The sequence below is a fragment of the Streptomyces coelicoflavus genome, from assembly GCF_003112555.1.
In the GTDB taxonomy this organism is placed as follows: domain Bacteria; phylum Actinomycetota; class Actinomycetes; order Streptomycetales; family Streptomycetaceae; genus Streptomyces; species Streptomyces coelicoflavus.
On record NZ_BEWB01000026.1, the window covers coordinates 1 to 19,496 of the forward strand.

At 70.6% G+C, this 19,496-nt stretch carries 19 protein-coding genes and 1 pseudogene; 6 read left to right on the plus strand and 14 right to left on the minus strand.

The features are described from left to right. Positions 1-175: 175 nt before the first annotated feature. Positions 176-586: a hypothetical protein gene (locus Sco07f_RS39970; RefSeq protein ID WP_143666018.1), complete on the plus strand. Its 411-nt coding sequence runs from the start codon at positions 176-178 to the stop codon at positions 584-586. Positions 587-951: 365 nt separating this feature from the next. Here the strand turns inward: Sco07f_RS39970 and Sco07f_RS38875 are convergent, their stop codons facing one another. Then, the gene (locus Sco07f_RS38875) at positions 952-2,352 is read right to left on the minus strand and encodes a glycosyltransferase family 39 protein (protein ID WP_108990711.1); all 1,401 of its coding nucleotides are present in this window, start codon (positions 2,350-2,352) and stop codon (positions 952-954) included. 296 nt (positions 2,353-2,648) lie between these two features. On the opposite strand from Sco07f_RS38875, the gene Sco07f_RS38880 reads away from it, so the two are divergent. Beyond that, on the plus strand, positions 2,649-4,274 hold the full coding sequence (locus Sco07f_RS38880; RefSeq protein ID WP_108990712.1) for a helix-turn-helix domain-containing protein: 1,626 nt from the start codon (positions 2,649-2,651) through the stop codon (positions 4,272-4,274). On the opposite strand, the gene Sco07f_RS38885 is transcribed toward Sco07f_RS38880, so the two are convergent. Then, on the minus strand, positions 4,243-4,776 hold the full coding sequence (locus Sco07f_RS38885; RefSeq protein ID WP_237557172.1) for a GtrA family protein: 534 nt from the start codon (positions 4,774-4,776) through the stop codon (positions 4,243-4,245). The genes Sco07f_RS38880 and Sco07f_RS38885 overlap by 32 nt on opposite strands. A 229-nt stretch (positions 4,777-5,005) precedes the next feature. Between Sco07f_RS38885 and Sco07f_RS39975 the strand changes: the two genes are divergently transcribed. Beyond that, positions 5,006-5,224 (plus strand): hypothetical protein, encoded by a 219-nt coding sequence (locus Sco07f_RS39975; RefSeq protein WP_141653012.1) that lies wholly within the window; start codon positions 5,006-5,008, stop codon positions 5,222-5,224. 54 nt (positions 5,225-5,278) lie between these two features. Here Sco07f_RS39975 and Sco07f_RS38895 read toward each other — a convergent pair whose 3' ends face one another. Together Sco07f_RS38895 and Sco07f_RS38900 are read right to left on the minus strand one after the other, a co-directional pair. Further along, positions 5,279-5,806, minus strand: coding sequence for a hypothetical protein (locus Sco07f_RS38895; RefSeq protein ID WP_108990713.1), 528 nt, complete (start codon positions 5,804-5,806; stop codon positions 5,279-5,281). 138 nt (positions 5,807-5,944) lie between these two features. Next, positions 5,945-6,679: a D-Ala-D-Ala carboxypeptidase family metallohydrolase gene (locus tag Sco07f_RS38900; RefSeq protein WP_108990714.1), complete on the minus strand. Its 735-nt coding sequence runs from the start codon at positions 6,677-6,679 to the stop codon at positions 5,945-5,947. 179 nt (positions 6,680-6,858) lie between these two features. On the opposite strand from Sco07f_RS38900, the gene Sco07f_RS38905 reads away from it, so the two are divergent. Then, positions 6,859-7,416 (plus strand): glycoside hydrolase family 25 protein, encoded by a 558-nt coding sequence (locus Sco07f_RS38905; protein WP_007444786.1) that lies wholly within the window; start codon positions 6,859-6,861, stop codon positions 7,414-7,416. Positions 7,417-7,424: 8 nt separating this feature from the next. Here the strand turns inward: Sco07f_RS38905 and Sco07f_RS38910 are convergent. The 3 genes and pseudogenes from Sco07f_RS38910 to Sco07f_RS38920 form a co-directional block, all read right to left on the minus strand. After that, positions 7,425-8,102 (minus strand): annotated as a pseudogene (locus tag Sco07f_RS38910) (NADPH-dependent F420 reductase); the annotation flags it as partial. A gap of 153 nt (positions 8,103-8,255) precedes the next feature. Further along, complete coding sequence (locus Sco07f_RS38915; protein WP_007444801.1) at positions 8,256-8,468, minus strand: EF-hand domain-containing protein; 213 nt, start codon at positions 8,466-8,468, stop codon at positions 8,256-8,258. A 48-nt stretch (positions 8,469-8,516) separates the two neighbouring features. Next, positions 8,517-9,431 carry a MerR family transcriptional regulator gene (locus Sco07f_RS38920; RefSeq protein WP_108990716.1) on the minus strand — a complete coding sequence of 305 codons (915 nt, stop codon included), beginning with the start codon at positions 9,429-9,431 and terminating at the stop codon, positions 8,517-8,519. 48 nt (positions 9,432-9,479) lie between these two features. On the opposite strand from Sco07f_RS38920, the gene Sco07f_RS38925 reads away from it, so the two are divergent. Continuing rightward, positions 9,480-10,184 carry a GNAT family N-acetyltransferase gene (locus tag Sco07f_RS38925; protein ID WP_108990717.1) on the plus strand — a complete coding sequence of 235 codons (705 nt, stop codon included), beginning with the start codon at positions 9,480-9,482 and terminating at the stop codon, positions 10,182-10,184. Here Sco07f_RS38925 and Sco07f_RS38930 read toward each other — a convergent pair. The 5 genes from Sco07f_RS38930 to Sco07f_RS38950 form a co-directional block, all read right to left on the minus strand. Next, entirely contained in the window at positions 10,138-10,752 is a 615-nt protein-coding gene (locus Sco07f_RS38930) for an ADP-ribosyltransferase (RefSeq protein WP_007444695.1), read from the minus strand. The two genes, Sco07f_RS38925 and Sco07f_RS38930, sit on opposite strands and share 47 nt — an antisense overlap. Positions 10,753-10,858: 106 nt before the next feature. Next, entirely contained in the window at positions 10,859-11,362 is a 504-nt protein-coding gene (locus Sco07f_RS38935; protein WP_007444694.1) for an ATP-binding protein, read from the minus strand. A gap of 306 nt (positions 11,363-11,668) precedes the next feature. Next, positions 11,669-12,436 (minus strand): enoyl-CoA hydratase/isomerase family protein, encoded by a 768-nt coding sequence (locus tag Sco07f_RS38940; RefSeq protein WP_007444693.1) that lies wholly within the window; start codon positions 12,434-12,436, stop codon positions 11,669-11,671. Positions 12,437-12,482: 46 nt separating this feature from the next. Further along, positions 12,483-13,670 (minus strand): L,D-transpeptidase, encoded by a 1,188-nt coding sequence (locus Sco07f_RS38945; protein WP_174855484.1) that lies wholly within the window; start codon positions 13,668-13,670, stop codon positions 12,483-12,485. 170 nt (positions 13,671-13,840) lie between these two features. After that, a complete protein-coding gene (locus Sco07f_RS38950; RefSeq protein ID WP_108990719.1) occupies positions 13,841-15,091 on the minus strand; it encodes a L,D-transpeptidase in 1,251 nt (416 codons plus the stop codon). Positions 15,092-15,246: 155 nt separating this feature from the next. Between Sco07f_RS38950 and glgX the strand changes: the two genes are divergently transcribed. Next, positions 15,247-17,532 (plus strand): glycogen debranching protein GlgX, encoded by a 2,286-nt coding sequence (glgX, locus tag Sco07f_RS38955; protein ID WP_108990720.1) that lies wholly within the window; start codon positions 15,247-15,249, stop codon positions 17,530-17,532. A gap of 75 nt (positions 17,533-17,607) precedes the next feature. On the opposite strand, the gene Sco07f_RS38960 is transcribed toward glgX, so the two are convergent. Both Sco07f_RS38960 and Sco07f_RS38965 read right to left on the minus strand, forming a co-directional pair. Then, positions 17,608-18,252, minus strand: coding sequence for a response regulator (locus tag Sco07f_RS38960; protein WP_108990721.1), 645 nt, complete (start codon positions 18,250-18,252; stop codon positions 17,608-17,610). Further along, on the minus strand, positions 18,242-19,495 hold the full coding sequence (locus Sco07f_RS38965) for a sensor histidine kinase (RefSeq protein WP_239109844.1): 1,254 nt from the start codon (positions 19,493-19,495) through the stop codon (positions 18,242-18,244). Before Sco07f_RS38965 ends, Sco07f_RS38960 begins: the two co-directional genes overlap by 11 nt. Position 19,496 lies beyond the last annotated feature (1 nt).

Sequence of the window (19,496 nt, forward strand, 5' to 3'; positions counted from 1 at the left end):
ACTCCGCGCTGCGTGGGTCAAGGGTTAGGCCGTAAGCGCCCGCCAGGTGACGGGGCTTCGAGCGGGAGCAAAGGCGGCACACCACCTCATGCCCCCTGAATAGTTATAGGTTCCCTCTCCTGGTATGGCACGCGAGCATGGCTCCACATTCGCCACCGAAGGGACAAGCTGAATCATGAAGAAGCCCCCCACAACGCGTGTCAAGGCCGCGCTGTCTACTGGAGCTCTCCTCTTGGCTGGCGTCGGCCTTAACCTCGCAACTGCCTCCCCAGCAGCGGCCGGCGGATGTACTCACGTCCTTGGTCAGGAACTCTGCGGCCGAGTCATCAACTCCGACGCGTCGGACAAGTGGCTGGTTGTGGCTGACAACTGGAACTGTGGTGGCAGCGGTACGGCATGCGGCAACAAGGTGCGCCTGTATCCGGGCGAGCGGTCTGTCGATGGCTCGGATGGCATGACCGATGCCGACGGAGTTTACGTGCCGAACGGCTGCTCCGGACGAATGGGCACCGGCGGAAGCTGGGGCCCCGGATGGCACAAAATCTCCAACAACCTCGGCTACTACAAGGTGCGCATTTACTGCTAGCACCCCACCACGCACAACCCCGAGGGGCCCGGCAGGAGCGGGCCCGACGTACCAGGAGTGCACCCACCATGCGCATGCGCACCCTCGCCCGCCACCGCCTCGACGGCGACGGATGGGCCCGCCCGTACCCGCTCAGCCCGTTCTCTCCGGTCTTCTACGCCAGCGGCGGGCGACGGCGGACAGGGCGGCACCGGCTGTCGCAGCCGGGATCAGCAGGGGAACTGATCGGCTCGTCCACGTCCGTACTCGCGTCGTCTCGGTCCCGGCAGACTGCGTCGCCTGCCGCTTCGCCGGAGCCATGTCGGTTACAGAGATGAGCTTTCCCTTCTTCGATCACGCCCAGGAGCGCAGCTTGCGAGTGTTGGTCAGCAGAAGCCGCCGCGGGCATAGACCGTCACCCGAGCCGAGCCGACGGTGCGCCCGTGGCAGGGGGTGAACTCGGACGCCAGCAAGGCGCGCTTCCTACGGTCGTGATCACTTGCTTCGTAGGCCTCACGGCTCCGGTCGCGCACCACCACGACGCGTTCGGAACCGGCCATGCGACGCGCGATGAGGTCGCCTGCCAGTTCGGTTCCGAAGAGCGTGTGTGATGCTGCGGGAGTCTGGGCCAGGGCCAGGTCGGTCATGCCCAGCGACGCGGGTGGCGTGCGGAGCATCCACACACGGCGGCTCTCTGGAAGGAAGATCACGGGGTCCCCAGGCGCGCCGAGATCCTTCACCGCGGCGGTGACCGCGGTGGCGTCGTCACTGCGACTGCTCGCGGATCGCAGATGAAGTCCGACCGGCACAAGGAGCGTCACGGTCGCCAGGCCGGCCACGGCAGCGAATCCCGCACGGACTGACCGTTGCCGGGTTGATTGCCAGAGCTGGGTGCAGGCCGCCCCGGCCAGGACGCAGACTCCGGCCAGGGAGTACAGCACGTACCGGTCGACATAGAGCGGTTTGACGAGCGAGACCAGGAGAAGCAGCCCGGGAGGAAGGACGACGAGCGGCAGGGCTACTCGGCCCGCGGTCACGCGGTGCGTCACATACGGCCGGGGCCCCATACCGGCCCGACGCCGTACGAGCATGTGGCACAGGAGGCCCAACACGGCCAGGAGCAGGTAGCCGGTCAGGTCTCCTGCCAGGCTCACCTCGATCCAGGCGACCTGCCCGGTCTGGCCCAGACTCACCCAGCCCAGTGGCGCAAGGGTGATGAGGACACCGCCGCAGGCGATGACCCAGCCGCGCGCCGTGGGACGCGACGCCTTCGACCATGCCAGTGTCACGCCGTGTGCGACCAGCGCGAGTACCGCGAACTCGTGCAGGAGACAGGCTGTCGCGGCAAGAAGCGCATACACGACCCAGCACCGTCGACGTGAGGACACCAACGCCTGGACCAGGCAGACCGTGGCCCACACGACCGCGGCCGTCACCAACGCGTACGAACGCCCCTCTTGGGTGTAGCGCTGGACGGTGGGCCACAGCGCGAAGATCAGGCCGGCCATGGCACCCGCCACGGGCCCTGCCAGCCACCGTCCTAGGAGACCCACTCCCCATGCGGCCAGCGCCATCGCGAGGACCGACGGCAGCCGGAGGGCGATCACACCGCCCTCCCAGCACGCGAAGACAGCGTGCATGAAGAGGTAGTAGAGGCCGTGGACGGCGTCGGCACCACCGAGCGTCGCCCACAACACGTCGGGCGAACGGTGCGCCATGTCGTACGTGACGGCCTCGTCCTGCCACAGGCTGCCCTGCCTGCCGAGACCCCACAGGCCCAGCACCATCACCGTGACAGCAGGAAGCAGGAGCAGCAGCCGATGCCGACCGCCGGACGTCGAGGACGCCGGGCGCCGCAGCGGATGCGTTGACGGCTGTACCGCTGCGCTTGGAACAGCGGAGGGACGAAGAGCGGATGCGGTGCCGATGACCAGACTCGATTCTCCGGGGGACCAACGACACTCCTCACTCCACCAACAAGAATGTTGATGGTCAGCTCAGGAACGGGTCACCTATCAATTTCGTCGTCAGCTAGGTTGACCTGGCCAAACACCGATGAAGAGGCGAGAAGAGGAAGGGCAATATGGGGCGCCGCGAGAAGGAGCTGGATCCTGCTTCCGGCCCTGTTCAGGCCTTTGCCTACGAGCTGCGTCAGCTACGCACGGCGGCCGGTAACCCGCCCTACCGCGAACTGGCCCGACAGGCCGGCTTCTCCGCGCCGACCCTGTCCGAGGCAGCGTCCGGGCGACGGCTCCCCAGCCTCCAGGTAGCCCTGGCATACGCCTCCGCATGCGGAGGCGAGGCCACCGAATGGGAACGCCGATGGCGCGACGCCCAGGGAGATGCCGCTCGCGAGACGGTCGACGAGCAGGACACCGCCGCATCGCCCTACCGGGGTCTCCGACGCTACGAGACCAGCGACCAAGCCTTGTTCTTCGGACGCGACTCACTCGTGGAGGAGCTCTTGGCGCTGACCTCCGCCCACCGGTTCGTGGCCCTGGTCGGAGCCTCCGGAAGCGGAAAGTCCTCGATCCTCCGTGCGGGCCTGATCCCTGCCCTGCGCGACCCGGACGCCACGGGACCCGCCCCGGTGGTCATCCGGATCTGCACCCCCGGCTCAGACCCGGACTCGACGCTGGTCCCTCTCCTGACGCCCGCGGACACGGACGGTGACACTCTCCTGATCATCGACCAGTTCGAAGAGCTCTTCACCCTCCAGGACGACCGCGCGCTGCGGGACCAGCTCATCGACTGTCTACTGACCGCCTGCACGACCGACCGCCTCCGGGTTCTGATCGCCGTACGAGCCGACTTCTTCGGCCACTGCGCCAACCACCCTGGTCTCGCCCGCGTCATCAACCAGACTCACCTGCTCACCGCGGCCATGACCAGCACACAATTACGGGCAGCCGTGACCCGTCCGGCGGCAGCCGCCGGCCTTGCCGTGGAACGGGCACTGACCGACCGCATCCTCACCGATGTGGCAACCGAACCCGGAGCCCTTCCCCTGCTGTCGCACGCGTTGCTGGAAGTGTGGCGGCGCCGCTCGGGCAAGACCCTCACCCTCGCCGCGTATAAAGCCATCGACGGAGTACACGGAGCCATCGCCCACACCGCCGAGGCGGTCTTCGCCGACCTGGGTGACGCCGAAGCGGACCTGGCCCGCACCATGCTGCTCCGGCTGATCTCACCCTCGCACGAGGGAGCCGACACGCGTCGCCCCGTCCCACGCTCCGAGTTCATCGCCGACGAACGCCGGACAGCCGTCCTCGAGCGCCTCATCGCGGCACGGCTGCTGGCCGTGGACTCCGACACCGTCGAACTGGCACACGAGGCGCTCATCACGGCCTGGCCCCGGCTGCACCAGTGGGTCACCAGCGAACGAGACCGCCTGCACGAGCACCGGCGACTCACCGAAGCCGCCGGCACCTGGGAAGCCCTGGCCAGAGACGGCGGAGCCCTTTATCGCGGAGTGCTCCTCGTCGTTGCACGCGAGTACTTCCTCGCTGCCGACGGCCAACCGATCGACGAACTGAACGATTCCGAGGCGGAGTTCCTGCTCGCCAGTGTCCTCGCCCACGAGACCGAGAGGAAGGAAGCGACCAGGACGGCCCGCCGCGTCCAACTGCTGAGCTTCCTCCTCATCGTTCTCACCACGTCCGCGCTCGCAGTCTGGCTCACCTGGTTTCTGAACCGGGAACATCCGTGACGGCTGGAGACGCGACTGACGCGGAAGGTTCGCACGTGGTACTGGGAACGGTGACGTCTCGGGACTGCTCGCGGAACACCCATGTGCGGTAGGCCCAGAAACGGAATCCGCTGGCCAGGCCAAGTCCGACAAGGTTCTTCGCAAGGTTGTCGACCAAGGTCGAGGTGTAACCCAAACCATAGTGCGAGAGGGCGAGTACACCATTTTGGATGATCATTCCGACACCACTGAACAACACAAAGAGTGTGGCCTCGCGGGTGTAATGGCTCTTGTCGTGATACCGGTAAGTCCAGTACCGGTTCCCGAGGTAGTTGACGCCGATTGCCACCGCATTCGAAATGACCCCGGAACGGACCGTCTGCAGATCTAGGACATTCAGGCACAGGTTGAACACCGCAGTGTCCACCACCCAGCCGACCGCACCGACTGCACCAAATCTGCCGGCCTCGCCACCGACTCGCCTTACCTTATTCTGCGCTGCAACTAATCCGGTGCCGGTCAACGCGCATACCTTGTCTGTCGACGACCCTGTGCAACGCATGCTAGACCGGTCGTTCCACGAGCGAGGACGCGAAGCGGTGGCTCTCCGGCACCAGGACCGACTCCAGTCGTGGCGAGTTCGTTCACTCCCACAAGGGCGAGACCCTCCTCGTCGACTACATCGTCGTCGAACACTGGTGGTCCAAGAACAGTGTCCAACCCCCGCGTGCGAGCGAAAGCGATTCCAAGGCGTGGTCCGGGAGATCGTCAACGAGGTGCGCGCGACACTTCAGGAGCGCAACGTCCGCCGCCGCCCCTGCTTCTCGCTGCCGAAGGGCCGCAAGAGCCGCGAGGTTCCCCTGCCCACGTTGCCTGCATTGGCGGAAGCCGATCACGGTCGACCTGATCCTCAACTCGTGGCACGGCAAGTGGATTCGCCGGTCCCGCGCCAGAACATCATCGAGTGCTGACCGGGAGACCCGCACGGCCGGGCGGGGCGGGCCTCCGGGTCCGCCCCGCGTCGGTCAGGCCACGCCCCAGGCGGTGGTGATCAGGTCGGTCGTGCGGGAGTCGTCGAAGACGCGGATGCGGATGTCGGCGCCCTCCCGCACGTTGCTGCCGAGGCTGTTGACGGAGTAGTCCACCACCTTGTCGGTGCCCGGCGGGTGGTAGAGGTTCCAGCCGGTGAGCCCGTGGCCGTCGTGGTTGTCGACGGCCACGTGGACGTAGATGCCGTCGCCGTCGTTCTTGGTGTCGTACACCCAGATCTTGTTGCCGTAGGGGTGGAACTCCACCTTGCCGATGAACCAGCCGTCGTCGGAGAGCTCGATCTTCACGGCCTTGCCGCCCGCGTCGTGCTGGAAGTAGGTGCCGTCGAACGGGTCGCCGAGGCTGCCTCCGCTGCACGGGCAGCCGTCCGTGTCCCGGTGGATGATCGTCGCCGACGGATCGGGGCTGTAGGCCTGCGCGGGTGCCGCGCCTCCCAGGACCGCGACGGCCGCCATCGCCGCCCCCGCGGCGAGGCCGGCCGCCGCCTTGCTCCTCGAACTCATCGCACTCCTCCCGTTGCCGGACCCCGGCAGGGCGCCGTGGCCCGGTGCGCGCCGCCGGCCGGAGCGCCGGCGGCACGAGCGATTGTCAACGGGAGGCGAACGGAGCGGAACCTGGAAGTTTCGAGGGTCGCCGGTGGATCAGATGCCGCAGTTGGGGGCCGACCAGTACGGCGACGGGTCGAAGGCCACGTGGGTGTGGTCGTTGTGGCCGGGGTAGCCCGGGCCGAGGATCTCCGAGAAGCCGTGGGTCCTGGCCTGCTGGGCGAGCCGGCAGAAGCTGGGCGAGCCCGTCAGGTCGGCGGCGTCGCCGTAGAGGTGACGGCTGGTGGACGAGCCGCCGACGGCGCTGTTGCAGGCGCGGGAGCGGAAGCCGCTGGAGATGGTGATCGGCACGTCGCCGAGGGCGTGCCGCATCGCCTCCAGCTTCCACATGGTCTTCAGCGCGTTCGACTTGGCGGTGGCGGCGGAGACCGCGCCGCCGGACCAGTCGGAGTTGCACTTGTTGAGTTCAGCGTAGGTGAAGTGGACCGGCGTGCAGTCCGCGTCCTGGAGGGCGTAGATCTTGCTGAAGGTCGCGGGGCCCGCGACACCGTCCGCGGCCAGTCCGTAGGCGGACTGGAACTTCTTGACGGCGGCGGCGGTGCGGGCGCCGTACTGGCCGTCGTAGGAGAGCCGTTCGCCCGAGGTGACCCAGCCGGCGACGCGGATCTGTAGCTGCGTCACGTCGCTGCCGGAGGAGCCCTGGGAGAGGGTGCGGTTCCAGCTGTAGCAGGAGTCGGCGTGCGCGGTGCCGGCGGTGGCGCCGAGACCGACCACCGCGCCAGCTATGAGCATGACAAATGAGAGAAGGAGTCGTGACACGCGTCTGAACATCCCGGCCTCCCGACCGTCGAGTCGTCCGTGAACCGGAGCCCAGCGTGGGGCACCGCGCTACGCGCGTCAATGGCGCCCGGAAGAAGGGAAGTCGACATTTCCGCTTCGCGTGGGGATCGCCCGTGTCATCGTGGGGAATAACCAACTCCCGTCCCCCCACAGCCTCTCAGGGAGGCCCCATGCTGCGTGGCATCGATGTCAGCGCCTACCAGTCCTCCAGCTACGACACGGACGGCCTGTCCTTCGTCTTCGTCAAGGCGACGGAAGGCCGTTCGTACGTCAACCCGAAACTCGCGGCCCAGACGGAGCGGGCCCGCGACGCCGGACTGGTCGTCGGCTTCTACCACTTCCTGTGGCCGGGCAACCTCACCGCCCAGGCCGAGTACTTCGTCTCCAAGGCCCCGGACCGCAAGGGCGACATCCTCGCCGTCGACTGGGAGACCACGGGAGAGGGCACCCGTGCGAGCAACGCCGAGAAGGACAGCTTCATCAAGAAGGTGAAGGCGCTGCGGCCGGACAACCGGGTCGTCCTCTATGCGAACCGGAATTTCTGGCTGAACGTCGACACCACCTCGTACGCCGGTGACGGGCTCTGGATCGCCGACTACGTCTCGGCGGGCAAGCCGCGCATCCAGGCGAAGTGGCGCTTCCACCAGTACACCGACGACCCGGTCGACACCAACGTGGCGGACTTCGCCAGCAAGGCCGCGCTGAAGGAGTGGGCCCGGAGCGCCTGAGGGCGGGGTCAGCCCCGGAAGGCCGCGGGCCGCTCCGGGGACGCCTCCGCCAGCGCCTTGGTGACGCCGTCGACGCCCTCACGCAGGCCGTAGACCGGGGTGTCCGGCTGCTGGCGCCAGGAGTCGTCGATGCCGCCTGCGTCGACGGTGTCGAAGCCCAGCTCGTCGATCAGGGCGCGGACCTTCGCCTTGGCCGCCGCGTCGTCGCCGGCCACCGGGAGCGCCATGCGGTCGGGTGCGCCGGCCGGACGGGGGCGGTCGAGGATGTCCTGGGCGTAGGTGCCGTTGAAGGCCTTGATCACCGGGTGGCCGAGGTGTCCTTCGGTCCAGCGGCTCTCGGTGCGGCCCTCGTCCTCGATGCCCGCGATCCTGCCGTCCCGCTGCGGGTAGTAGTTGCCGGTGTCGATGACCGCGACGCCCGCGGCCGCGCCGTCCAGGACGCCGGACGGCAGGTCCGGGACCCGCTTCAACGGGATGGTGACGACCACGATCTCGGCGCCCCGCGCCGCCTGCTCCACCGGTACCGGGGTGGCGCCGGTCTCCTCGGCCAGCGCGGTCAGCGTCTGCGGACCGCGCGAGTTGGCGACCGAGACGTCGTGTCCGAGGGCGGTGAGCCGCCGGGTGAGGTTGCCGCCGATGTTGCCCGCGCCGATGATGCCGATCTTCATGATGCTGACTCGCCTGGCCCTTCGGAGGTCGTGTCCTGCTGATGCGCACCAGCAACCTCCGAACCGGGCGGGCTATTCCGCCGCCGTCCGGCTTTCACTCCCCCGCAGCAACGTGCCCGGACGGCGAAGGGGCGCCCGCCGGGTGACCGCCGGGCGCCCCTCACCGTGTCGTCACTTGTTCAGGTGGGCCCAGAACTCGTCGAACGACAGCTGCTTGTCGCCGTCGAGGTCGCGGCCGGCGATGATCGCCTCGGCCACCGCCTCGGTGACGTTCCAGTCGCCGCCCTGGGCGAGCGCGGTCTTGAACTCGGCCGCGGTGATGAGGCCGTCACCGTCCGTGTCGATCCGCTCGAACTGCTTGCGTGCTTCCTCGATGTCGGCCACCGGTCCGCCCCTCGTTCCGTGCATTGGGTCCATCTGACGCAGGTCAGATTATCCGGCCGTCCGAGCGCCCAGGGCGGCGACCACCCACCCGAACCGCTCCTGGTGGTCCGCCGGCGGCTCGAGGCCGTTCACGATCGCCGACAGCTCCCGGTAGCGGGCGAGCCGGACGTCGGTCACCGCGGTGAGGCGTTCGAGTACGACGGCCGGGTCGGCGTCGCCGATCAGCTCGCGCACGACGACGTCGGCCCGCGGCGCGTCCGGTGCCACGCCGTCGCGCAGCGCCTCACCGGCGAGCCGGACCAGGCGGCTCACGAACCAGAGCGAGGAACTCGTGGGCACGTCCGCTCCCCGGTCCGCGGTGTTGAACTCGATCATCCGGCGCATCGTGACCCGGAAGTCCGGGTCCCGGACCAGCTCGGCCAGCTCCACCCAGGCGTCCACCTGCTCCGAGGTGGGGTCGTCGGGCAGGTCGGCCGCGGCGAAGCGCAGGCGGGTGCGGATGTCGGGGGCGCCGGGGTCGATGCCGGCGAAGACCTCGGCCATGAAGTCGTCGATGATCCGGCGGCGTTCGGTGGTGGACAGTCGTGCCAGCTTGTTCATCAGTGTCATCTCCTCGGCGGTCGAGCCGCGTCGCGCCACGCTCGACAGCACCGCCCGGGTCACCCGCAGTGCGCCGATCTGCGCGTCCAGGGCGCTCACGTGCGCCGCCGCGACCTGCGCGACCGTCGCCTCGCCGGCCAGCACGCGGCGTACGGCGTCCAGGCCGAGACCCAGTTCGCGCAGGGTGCGGATCAGCTCCAGGCGGGCGGCGGACGCGGCGTCGTAGAGCCGGTAGCCGCCCGCGGAGCGGGCCTGCGGGGGCAGGGCGCCCTCGTCGGACCAGTAGCGGATGGTGCGTACCGGGAGTCCGGTGGTGCGCGCCAGTTCGCCGATGGTCATGAGGCCGGTGCCGTCGTCGGTCATGTCTGGGAGTCTGTGCCTTCCAGTGGGTGGAGACTCAAGGAGCACGGTGTGGCGGAGACCCTGCGGGACATTCTGGACGCGGCGGCGCGGGGGGTGTTCCCGCCGGCGGACGGCGGGACGAGCGTCGTGCCGCAGCACGGCGACCGGGACGCGGGGGTGCTCGCCTTCACGGCGCACTCGGTCGTCTTCACCGACGACGTGGACGAGGGGTGGGTCCGCGAGACGCTGGCGTCGCTGGGGTGCGATCCGCTGGCCGCGACGATGAACCCCCGGTTTCTGACGGCCTTCGGGGAGCGCACCGGGCGGGCTACGGACACGATCGACGTGCTGCTGACCGGTGCGCCGCTGCCCGGGCGTCCCGAGGTGGCGTTGGAGGAGGTGGCCGATCCCGGGCATCCCCGGGTGGTCGCGGCCCGGCGGCGGCGCGACGGGGTGCGGGTGTGGGCGGCGGACGGCGGGGTGCTGGTGCTGGGCCGCGGGGTCGGCGGGCGGCTGGAGGTCGCCGTGGAGGTGGCGGAGGACGCCCGGCACCGGGGGCTGGGGCGGCTGCTGGTGACGGCGGCGCGGCAGCTGGCCGGGGGTGAGCCGGTGTGGGCGCAGGTGTCGGCGGGGAACGCCCGCAGTCTGCGGGCGTTCCAGGCGGCGGGTTACCGGCCGGTGGGGTCGGAGGCGCTGTTCCTGCGCCCCCGGGCCGGGGCGGTCGGGGTCAGTGCCAGGGCTGGTAGTGCGGGTTGCTCTCGCAGTCGCTCATGATCTCGGTCTTGGTCTGCCGGTCGACGGGGCAGACGCCGATGATGTACTTCCGCTGGATGCCGCCGGGGAAGGCGACCTCGACCTGGTCGGCCCACTTGTGGGTGTCGCCGATGGTCTTGTTGACGTCGATGCCGCCGGGGGCGTCGATGTAGTAGTTGTAGCCGGACTTGTACCAGGTCTTGTAGAGGTCGTGGTCGTAGGTGGTCGAGACGAACGGCGAGGGCTGGTTGACCAGGACGTACTTCTCGACGTCGTACTGGCCGTTCTCGACGTCCTTGGCGTGGAAGCCCTCTTCGAAGACGACCTGGGGGCCGCGGCTGTCGCTGCGGTAGAGGGTGCCGCAGGTGGTGCGCCAGACCGGCTCGGGGGTGATGCGGTCGACGTCGACGCCACGGTCGGCGGCGGCCTTGGTCTTGTCGTCGAACTGGGGGCAGGCCGGGGCCGCCTTGGCGGGGGCCGCCGCGGGGGCGGGGGCGGCACCGGGGGCCGTGGCGGCGGTGGTGGCGAGGACGGCGGAGAGCGACAGGACGGCGGCGGCGGTCCGGCGGCGCAGACGAGTGGTGATCATGCGGATACCATCCCGGCTGCGGAGCGGGACGTTCCGGATTCTCACCCGTAGGTGGCGTGTCCGTCGAACCGGGTTGATTTCAGCGGCAGATGGCGGGAACGGGTTCTCAGCGGTCCACGACGCGCATCTCGAACCAGGTCGTCTTGCCGCGCGGCAGCAGGTCCACGCCCCACCGGTCGGACAGCTTGTCGACGAGGAAGAGGCCGCGCCCGCTGATGTCCGTCTCCTGCACCGGCATCAGGCAGGGCAGCCCGCGGGAGGGGTCGCGGACCTCGACCCGGATCCAGCCGGGGCGGCGGCGCATCTGGAGGCCGAAGACGCGGGCGCCGGTGTGGCGTACGGCGTTGCCGACCAGCTCGGAGACGAGCAGGACGGTGTCCTCCGTGACCTTGGGGCCGAGTTTCCACTGGCGCAGGGCGACGACCTGGGCCAGCCGGCGGGCGGTGGCGGCGGACTCGGGGCGGGAGGGTAACGGAACTTCGCGCTCCGTCGGGTTGCCGAACAGTTCCAGCGCCTTGAGTGCGCGCTCGTCCTCGACCGCCGGCGACCAGCGCGCCGCGGTCGCACGTCCGGCTCCCCGCGGCTGTTCCGTACCATCCAGCCCCGCCATGCCCCCATCATGGCCGCCTTCCGGGGGCTCCGGGGCCGTTCCCGGGGAATAGGCCCCCGCCGGGGCCGGGTGGGCCGACGGTCGATCGGCATATGCCACAGGCAGTTCAGGACCCGAAACAGACCCGCTGACCTGCGGGAACGACTCGGCCGGAGACAAGCGACGGACTCCCTCGACAAGGCGCGCTTAATGGTGCGTTAAGGCTGCCATAAACCGCCCCATCGAGGGACCCGAATCAGACATCGCGTCAATTGCAAGAGGGACGACGCGACTTCGGAGGAGACGCGCACCTCCCCCGGGGAGTGTTCAGAGGAACTTGGCCTTGCCGGGGCCCTCTTCCACGAAGCTGCGCATCCCGCGCTCGCGGTCCTCCGTGGCGAACAGGCCGGCGAACCAGTTCCGCTCCACGGCGAGCCCGGTCTCGATGTCCGTCTCCAGACCCGTGTCGATCGCCTCCTTCGCCGCGCGCAGTGCGATGGCGGGGCCCTTGGCGAGCCGTGCGGCCCAGGCGTGGGCCTGCTCGTAGACCTCGGCGGCCGGGACCACCCGGTCCACCAGGCCGAGCGCCAGCGCCTCGTCGGCCCGCACCTGGCGGCCGGTGAAGATCAGGTCCTTGGCCTTGGAGGGGCCGATCAGCCGGGACAGCCGCTGGGTGCCGCCCGCGCCGGGGATCAGCCCGAGCAGGATCTCGGGCTGGCCCAGCTTGGCGTTCTCCCCCGCGATGCGGAAGTCGGCGCACAGGGCGAGTTCGCAGCCGCCACCCAGCGCGTAGCCGGTGACGGCCGCGACCACCGGCTTGGGGATGCGGGCCACCGCCGTGAAGGAGTCCTGCAGGGCACGGGACCGCGCGATCATCGCCGCGTGGTCCATCACCTGCATCTCCTTGATGTCCGCGCCCGCCGCGAACACCTTCTCGCCACCGTGGATCACCACGGCGCGTACGTCGTCGCGCCGGGTGACTTCCTCGGCCAGCTCCTTCAGCCGGTCCTGGGTGGCGACGTCCAGCGCGTTCATGGGCGGGCGGTCCAGGCGCAGCGTTCCGACGCCGTCCGCGACTTCGAGGTTAACGGTCATGCCCCGCAGGTTAGCGGGCGTTCACTCGCCGCGGCAGGCGCCCCCGTCAGGCCTTCCACTTCTCCCAGGACATGTTCCAGCCGTTGAGGCCGTTGTCGGGGGCGATGGTGGCGTCCTCGGAGTTCTTGACCACGACCACGTCGCCGATGATCGAGTTCTCGAAGAACCAGCGGGCCGGCGCCCCCTTGTCCCAGCCGCCGCGCACGTCGCGCAGGCCGATGCAGCCGTGGCTGGAGTTGCGGTTGCCGAAGGCGTCGCCGCCCCAGTAGTTGCCGTGGATGAAGGTGCCGGAGGTGGACAGCCGCATGGCGTGCGGGACGTCCTTGATGTCGTACTCGCCGCCGTAGCCGACGGTCTCGCCGTTCATACGGGTCACCGCGAGCCGCTCGGTGATGACCATCTGGCCGTTCCAGGTCTCGTAGCCGGGGGCGCCGGCGGTGATCGGGACGGTCTTGACGGTCTTGCCGTCGCGCACGACCTTCATCGTGTGCTTCTTGGCGTCCACGACGGAGACCTGGCTGCGTCCGACGGTGAAGGAGACGGTCTTGGCCTGCTTGCCGTAGACGTCGTCCCGGCCCTCGACGCCGTCGAGGTTGAGGTCGACGGTGACCTTGGTGCCGGCCTTCCAGTACTTCTCCGGCCGGAAGTCGAGGCGGTCGTTGCCGAACCAGTGGCCCTCGACCTCGACGGCCGGCTCGGTCTTGACGGTGATGGCCTTCTCGACGTCCTCCGGGTTGGTGATGCCCCGGGTGAAGCGGATCGAGAACGGCATGCCGACGCCGACCTTCGAGCCGTCCTCCGGCGTGAAGGTGCCGATGAAGGTGTTCTTCGGCGTCAGGGTGGTGAAGCGGGAGTCCTCGGCGGCCGTGCGGCCCTCGGCGTCCTTGGCGACCGCGTGCACGGTGTACGTGGTGGCGGCGGCCAGATGGGTGGACGGCGTCCAGGTGGCGCCGTCCCCGGATATCTTCCCGTCGACCTTCGCGCCCTTGCCGTCCTTGACGACGACCTCGGTGAGCTTGCCCCGGGCCGCGCCGACCTTCAGGGCGCCGCTGGTGTCGACCGCCTCGGCCCCGTTCTTCGGGGCGATCGTGACGACGGCCTCGGACTGCTTGCTCTGTGCCGCGGTGGAGTCCTTGGCCTTCTCCCCCTTGCCGTCCCCGGCCCCCGGGCCCGAGCCGCCGCCACCGCACGCGGTGACGGTCAGCATCAGCAGTCCGAGTACCGCCCCCGCCATCGGACGCACCTTCACTATGTCTCCCCTCGCCGGGCCCGACCGGGCCCGCACCCCAGTGCGCTCGCGCACGCACTGGCGCATCGTAACCGCAGGCCAAAGGGTTACGGGACAGGTGAATTGTCACCGTTCCGTACCGAGTTGGCGGCCGGGGGCCGGAGGGGGCGTCGGCGTCACTTCACCGCGCGGCCCGCCTTCCACTCCTTCCACTTCATGTTCCAGCCACCGAGCCCGTTGTCGGGGGCGACCGTCCTGTCCTTGCTGTGGACCACCTCGACGACGTCGCCGATGAGGCTGCGGTCGAAGAACCAGCCCGCCGGGGTGCCGGAACCGCCGCCCTTGTCGTCGCGCAGTCCGATGCAGCCGTGGCTGACGTTGGCCCGGCCGAAGGTTTCCACGGGCGCCCAGTAGTTGCCGTGCAGGAAGGTGCCCGAGCTGGTCAGGCGGATGGCGTGCGGGACGTCGGGGATGTCGTACTCCCCGCCGAAGCCGACCGTGCGGCTGTTCATACGGGTGACCTCGAGCATCTCGGTGATCACCATGCGGCCGTTGTACGTGGGCGTCGTCGGCGCCCCCGCGGTGATCGGCACGGTGGCCAGCAGGGTGCCGTCCCGGCGCACCTCCATGGTCCGCTCCAGGGCGTCGACGCGGGAGACCTGGCTGCGTCCGACGGTGAAGGAGACCTTCTTGTGCTGGAGTCCGTAGACCCCCTTCGCGCCCTCGACGTCCCGCAGCCTCAGGTCGACGGTGACCTCGGTGCCGGGCTTCCAGTAATCCTTCGGCCGGAAGTCGAGGCGGTCCTTGCCGAACCAGTGGGGGCGGATCTCGACGGCGGGCTCCGCGGTGACCGTGACGGCGCGTTCGACGGCGGCGCGGTCGGTGATCTCCCGGTTGAACTCCAGCGAGACGATCATGCCGGTGCCGACGACCGAGCGGTTCTCGGGGGCGACGTAGGCGATGAAGCGTTCCTCGGGGACCTTGGTGGTGAACGTGGTGTGCCGGGCCGAGCGGTGTCCGCCGCCGTCCAGGGCGACGGCGTCGACCGTGTACTTGGCGGCGAGGGCGAGCCGGTCGTCGTCGGGCCGCCAGCTCAGGCCGTCCTCGGAGATCCGGCCGGGCACCGGGGTCTCCTGCGCGTCCTGCGACCTGACGACCTTCACCGACTCCAGGCGCCCGTCGGGCACCCGTACCGACAGTTTCTTCTCCGGCGCGACGGCCTTGCTCCCGTCGTCCGGGGTGACGCGGATGACGTCCTCGGCGGCGGGTCGTTTGCCGAACATCTCGCCGATGCCCGAGCCGATGCCGGACCCGGCGCCACCGCCGTCCGCGGTGCATCCGGCGGCCCCGGCCAGCAGTCCTGCCCATGTCAGTAGGGCGGCCAGAGCGGCGCCCGCGCGCCGTGCGCGCCCGTGTACGTGCCTCACATCCACCCGTAACGACCGGTGGGCCCCGGGGAAACGTGAGTGCGAGCCACCCGGTGGGCAGAACTGTGGGGAGGACGACGCGACGGGGAGCAGCGGCCGGGACGCCGCACGCCCTCCTGCCGGACGTCGTTCCACGAGCCGTGGGAGGCTGACAGGTGTCCAGCGCAGCCGAGCAGGAGGCGACGGCCGGGAAGCGGGCCGCCGCGGACGGGCGGTCCACCGCGGACGCGCGCCCCGCCGTCGTGGTGAACGGCACGCGCCGCGCCGCTCCGCCGCCCGCCGTGCCGGCCCGGCCGGGCACCCCGGTGCCGCTGGGTGCCCGGTTCCGGACCGGCCCGGACCAGGTGGCGGGGACCAACTTCGCGCTGTGGGCGGGCGGGGCGGAGGCGGTGGAGCTGTGCCTGTTCGACGGGCCGGGTCCGGCCGCCGGGGAGAGCCGGGTACGGCTGACCGAGCTGACGCACGAGATCTGGCACGGCTTCGTGCCGGGCGTCCTGCCCGGGCAGCGCTACGGCTACCGGGTGCACGGCCGCTGGGACCCCTGGACCGGCGCCCGCTGGAACCCGGCGAAGCTGCTCCTCGACCCGTACGCCCGCGCCGTGGACGGCGACTTCGGCCTGCCGCCCGAGGTGTACGGCCACGTGCGGGACTGGCCGGAGCAGCGGGTCGCGGACACCGTGCGCGACGACCGGGACTCGGCGCCGCACGTCCCCAAGGGCGTCGTGGTCCATGACGACGCCACCGACGACGAATGGACGTACGACCGCCGGCCCAAGACGCCGTGGGCGGACTCGGTCATCTACGAGCTGCACGTGCGCGGCTTCACCAAGTTGCACCCGGACATCCCGCCGGAGCTGCGCGGCACCTACGCGGGCCTCGCGCACCCGGCGGCCATCGGGCACCTGACGCGGCTGGGCGTGACGGCGGTGGAGCTGCTGCCGGTGCACCAGTTCGCGCACGAGAGCCACCTGCTGGAGCGCGGCCTGAGGAACTACTGGGGCTACAACTCGGTCGGCTACTTCGCCCCGCACGCCGCCTACGCCGCCGCCGGCACCGCCGGTGAGCAGGTCGGCGAGTTCAAGCGGATGGTGCGCGCGCTGCACGCGGCCGGCATCGAGGTGATCCTCGACGTGGTCTACAACCACACGGCGGAGGCGGGCGAGCTGGGCCCGACGCTCTCTCTGAAGGGCATCGACAACCGCGGCTACTACCGCCTCCAGCCGGACGCCCGCCGGTACGCCGACTACACCGGCTGCGGCAACACCCTGCACGTCGTCCAGCCGCACGTGCTGCGCCTGATCACCGACTCGCTGCGGTACTGGGTCACCGAGATGGGCGTGGACGGCTTCCGGTTCGACCTGGCGGCGGCGCTGGCCCGTTCGATGCACGACGTCGACATGCTCTCCCCGTTCCTCGCGGTGATCGCCCAGGACCCGGTGCTGCGCCGGGTGAAGCTGATCGCCGAGCCGTGGGACGTGGGCTCGGGCGGTTACCAGGTGGGGGCGTTCCCGCCGCTGTGGACCGAGTGGAACGACCGCTACCGGAACGCGGTGCGGGACTTCTGGCGGCACGCGCTGCCGGACGTGCGGGAGATGGGCTACCGCCTGTCGGGCTCCAGCGACCTGTACGCGTGGGGCGGGCGGCGCCCGTACGCGTCGGTCAACCATGTCACCGCGCACGACGGCTTCACCCTCCGCGACCTGGTGTCGTACGAGCGCAAGCACAACGAGGCCAACGGCGAGGGCAACCGGGACGGCACGGACGACAACCGGTCCTGGAACTGCGGCGCGGAGGGGGAGACGGACGACGCGGACGTACGGGCGCTGCGCCGCCGCCAGTTGCGCAACCTGCTGACCACGCTGCTGCTGTCGACCGGGGTGCCGATGCTGGTCGCGGGCGACGAGATGGGCCGCACCCAGCGCGGCAGCAACAACGCCTACTGCCAGGACAACGAGACCGGCTGGGTGGACTGGAGCCTGCGGGACGACCCGGAGTGGCGCCCGCTGTTCGAGCTGGCCGCCCGGCTGATCGCCCTGCGCCACCGGCATCCCGTCCTGCGCCGCCGGGCCTTCTTCTCCGGCCGGGCGCAGTCCGCGGACGGCCTGCGCGACCTGGCCTGGTTCACCGCGGGCGGCACGGAGATGACGGAGCGGGACTGGTACGCCCCCGCCGCCACCCTCGGCATGTACCTGTCCGGGCGGGACATCCCGGGCCGCGACGAGCACGGTGACCCGATCACCGACGACAGTTTCCTGGCCGTCCTGCACGCGGGCGCGGAGCCGGCCGGTTTCGTCCTGCCGGGCGCCCCGTGGGCGGAGCGGTACGAGGTGGTCGTCGACACCGGCCGGGAGGAGCAGGAGGAGGCACCGGGCGCCGTGCACCCGGCGGGGGTGGGGATCACGGTGCCGGGGCGGACGGTGCTGCTGCTGCGGGCGGGGTGAGCGCGAAGGCCCGGCCGGCCGGTGCGGCCGTCGCGAGCGGGACCGGTCCCGGCCGGCCGGCGCGGCGCGGCCCGTTCAGCCGAGGATGCCCCGCTCGTACGCCTTCGCGACGGCCGCCGCCCGGTCGCTCACGCCGAGCTTCGCGTACAGGTGGGTGAGGTGGGTCTTCACGGTCGCCTCGCTGATGAACAGCTCCCGGGCGATCTCCTTGTTGGAGGTGCCGCGCGCCACCAGGGCGAGCACCTCGCGCTCGCGGGCGGACAGGGGCTCGCCGCCCGGTGTCTTCGGGGCGCGGACGGCGGAGACCAGGCGGGAGGCGACCGCCGGGGAGAGGACCGTACGCCCCTCGGCCGCCGCGCGGACCGCGGTGAACAGGTCGTCGCGGGGCGCGTCCTTGAGGAGGTAGCCGGTCGCGCCCGCCTCGATCGCGGGCAGGGTGTCGGAGTCGGTGTCGTACGTGGTGAGCACGAGGACCCTCGCGCGGGCGCCCCGCCGGGTCAGTTCGCGGATGGCGTCCACGCCCGAACCGCCCGGCATCCGCAGGTCCATGAGGATCACGTCGGGGTCGAGCGCGGCGGCCCGTTCCAGCGCCTCGACGCCACTCGCCGCCTCGCCCAGGACGCGGAAGCCGGGCGCGGACTCGAACATGCCGCGCAGGCCGTCGCGGACGACCGGGTGGTCGTCGACGACGAGGAGGGAGATCACGGCGTCATCGGTCATGGCGGACCAACGGTACGCGAGCCGAGACGGCCGTGCCGTGCCCCGGTTCCGCCTCCACGGTGAGGGAGCCGGCGATGCGTTCGGCGCGGGCCCGCATGCCGTCCAGGCCGAAGCCTCCGGCGGGGGTGCGCCGCCGCGCGGTCAGCGGGTCGAAGCCCCGGCCGTCGTCGCGGATGTCGAGGGTGACCTCGTCGCCCATGTAGGAGAGGGTGACGCCGACCCGGTCGGCGGCGGCGTGCCGGGCCGTGTTGGACAGGGCCTCCTGGGCGATGCGCAGGAGGGTGGCGGCGACCTCGTCGTGGAGGTGCTCGGCGGTGCCGGTGACGGTGAACCGGGCCCGGACGCCCGTGCGTTCGCCCCACTCGGTCACCGTCTTCTTCAGCGCGTCCGGCAGTCCGTCTTCGGCGAGGGCGGCCGGTGACAGGTTGTGCACGGAGCGGCGGGCCTCGCCGAGGCTGTGCCGGGCCAGGGCGAGGGCCCGGTCCAGGTGCTCGCGGCCGAGCGCCGGGTCCGGAGCGGCCGCGACGACCTGGAGCTGGGCGATGATGCCGGTCAGGCCCTGGGCGAGGGTGTCGTGGATCTCGGCGGCCAGCCGCCTGCGCTCGTCGGCGACCCCGGCCTCCCGGGCCTGGACGAGGAGCTGGGCATGGAGGGCGGCGTTCTCGTCGAGGGCCTGTTGCAGAGCGGTGTTGGTGCGCTCCAGTTCGGTGATGGTCTCGACCCGGGCCCGGCCGCGGGCGTCCTCCGCCTCGGCGAGGCGGGCGAAGACGACGAGGAGGACGACGTTGACCGTGAGGATCGCGCCGAAGAGCACCCATCCCGTCGCGTCGTCCGGCGGCATCCCGCCCGACTGCGAGCCCGCGATCGTCACCGCCGTCAGGAACAGTCCCGGCTTGCGCAACCGGGGCGGCAGCAGCCGGTCCACCCCGAAGTAGCCGGCGTACGCGTAGAAACCGAAGAGCGGGTTGAGCCAGGCCAGGACGAAGGCGACGGCGCAGCGCACGAAGTAGAGGCAGACGCTCACCGGGGTCGGCCCGGTCCGGGTACGGGCCGTTCTGCTCCACCCCAGCTGCATGCCGACCGCGACGGCGATCAGGGCGCCCGCGAGGTACCACTCGCGCACGGTCATGCCGACCAGGTCGGAGGCGGCCGCGGCGACGGCCGTGCCGACGGCGAGCAGGCCGTAGGGCCCCCACTGGTGGAACGCCGTCCACTGGCGCTCGACGGTTCCCGCGTCGGTCATC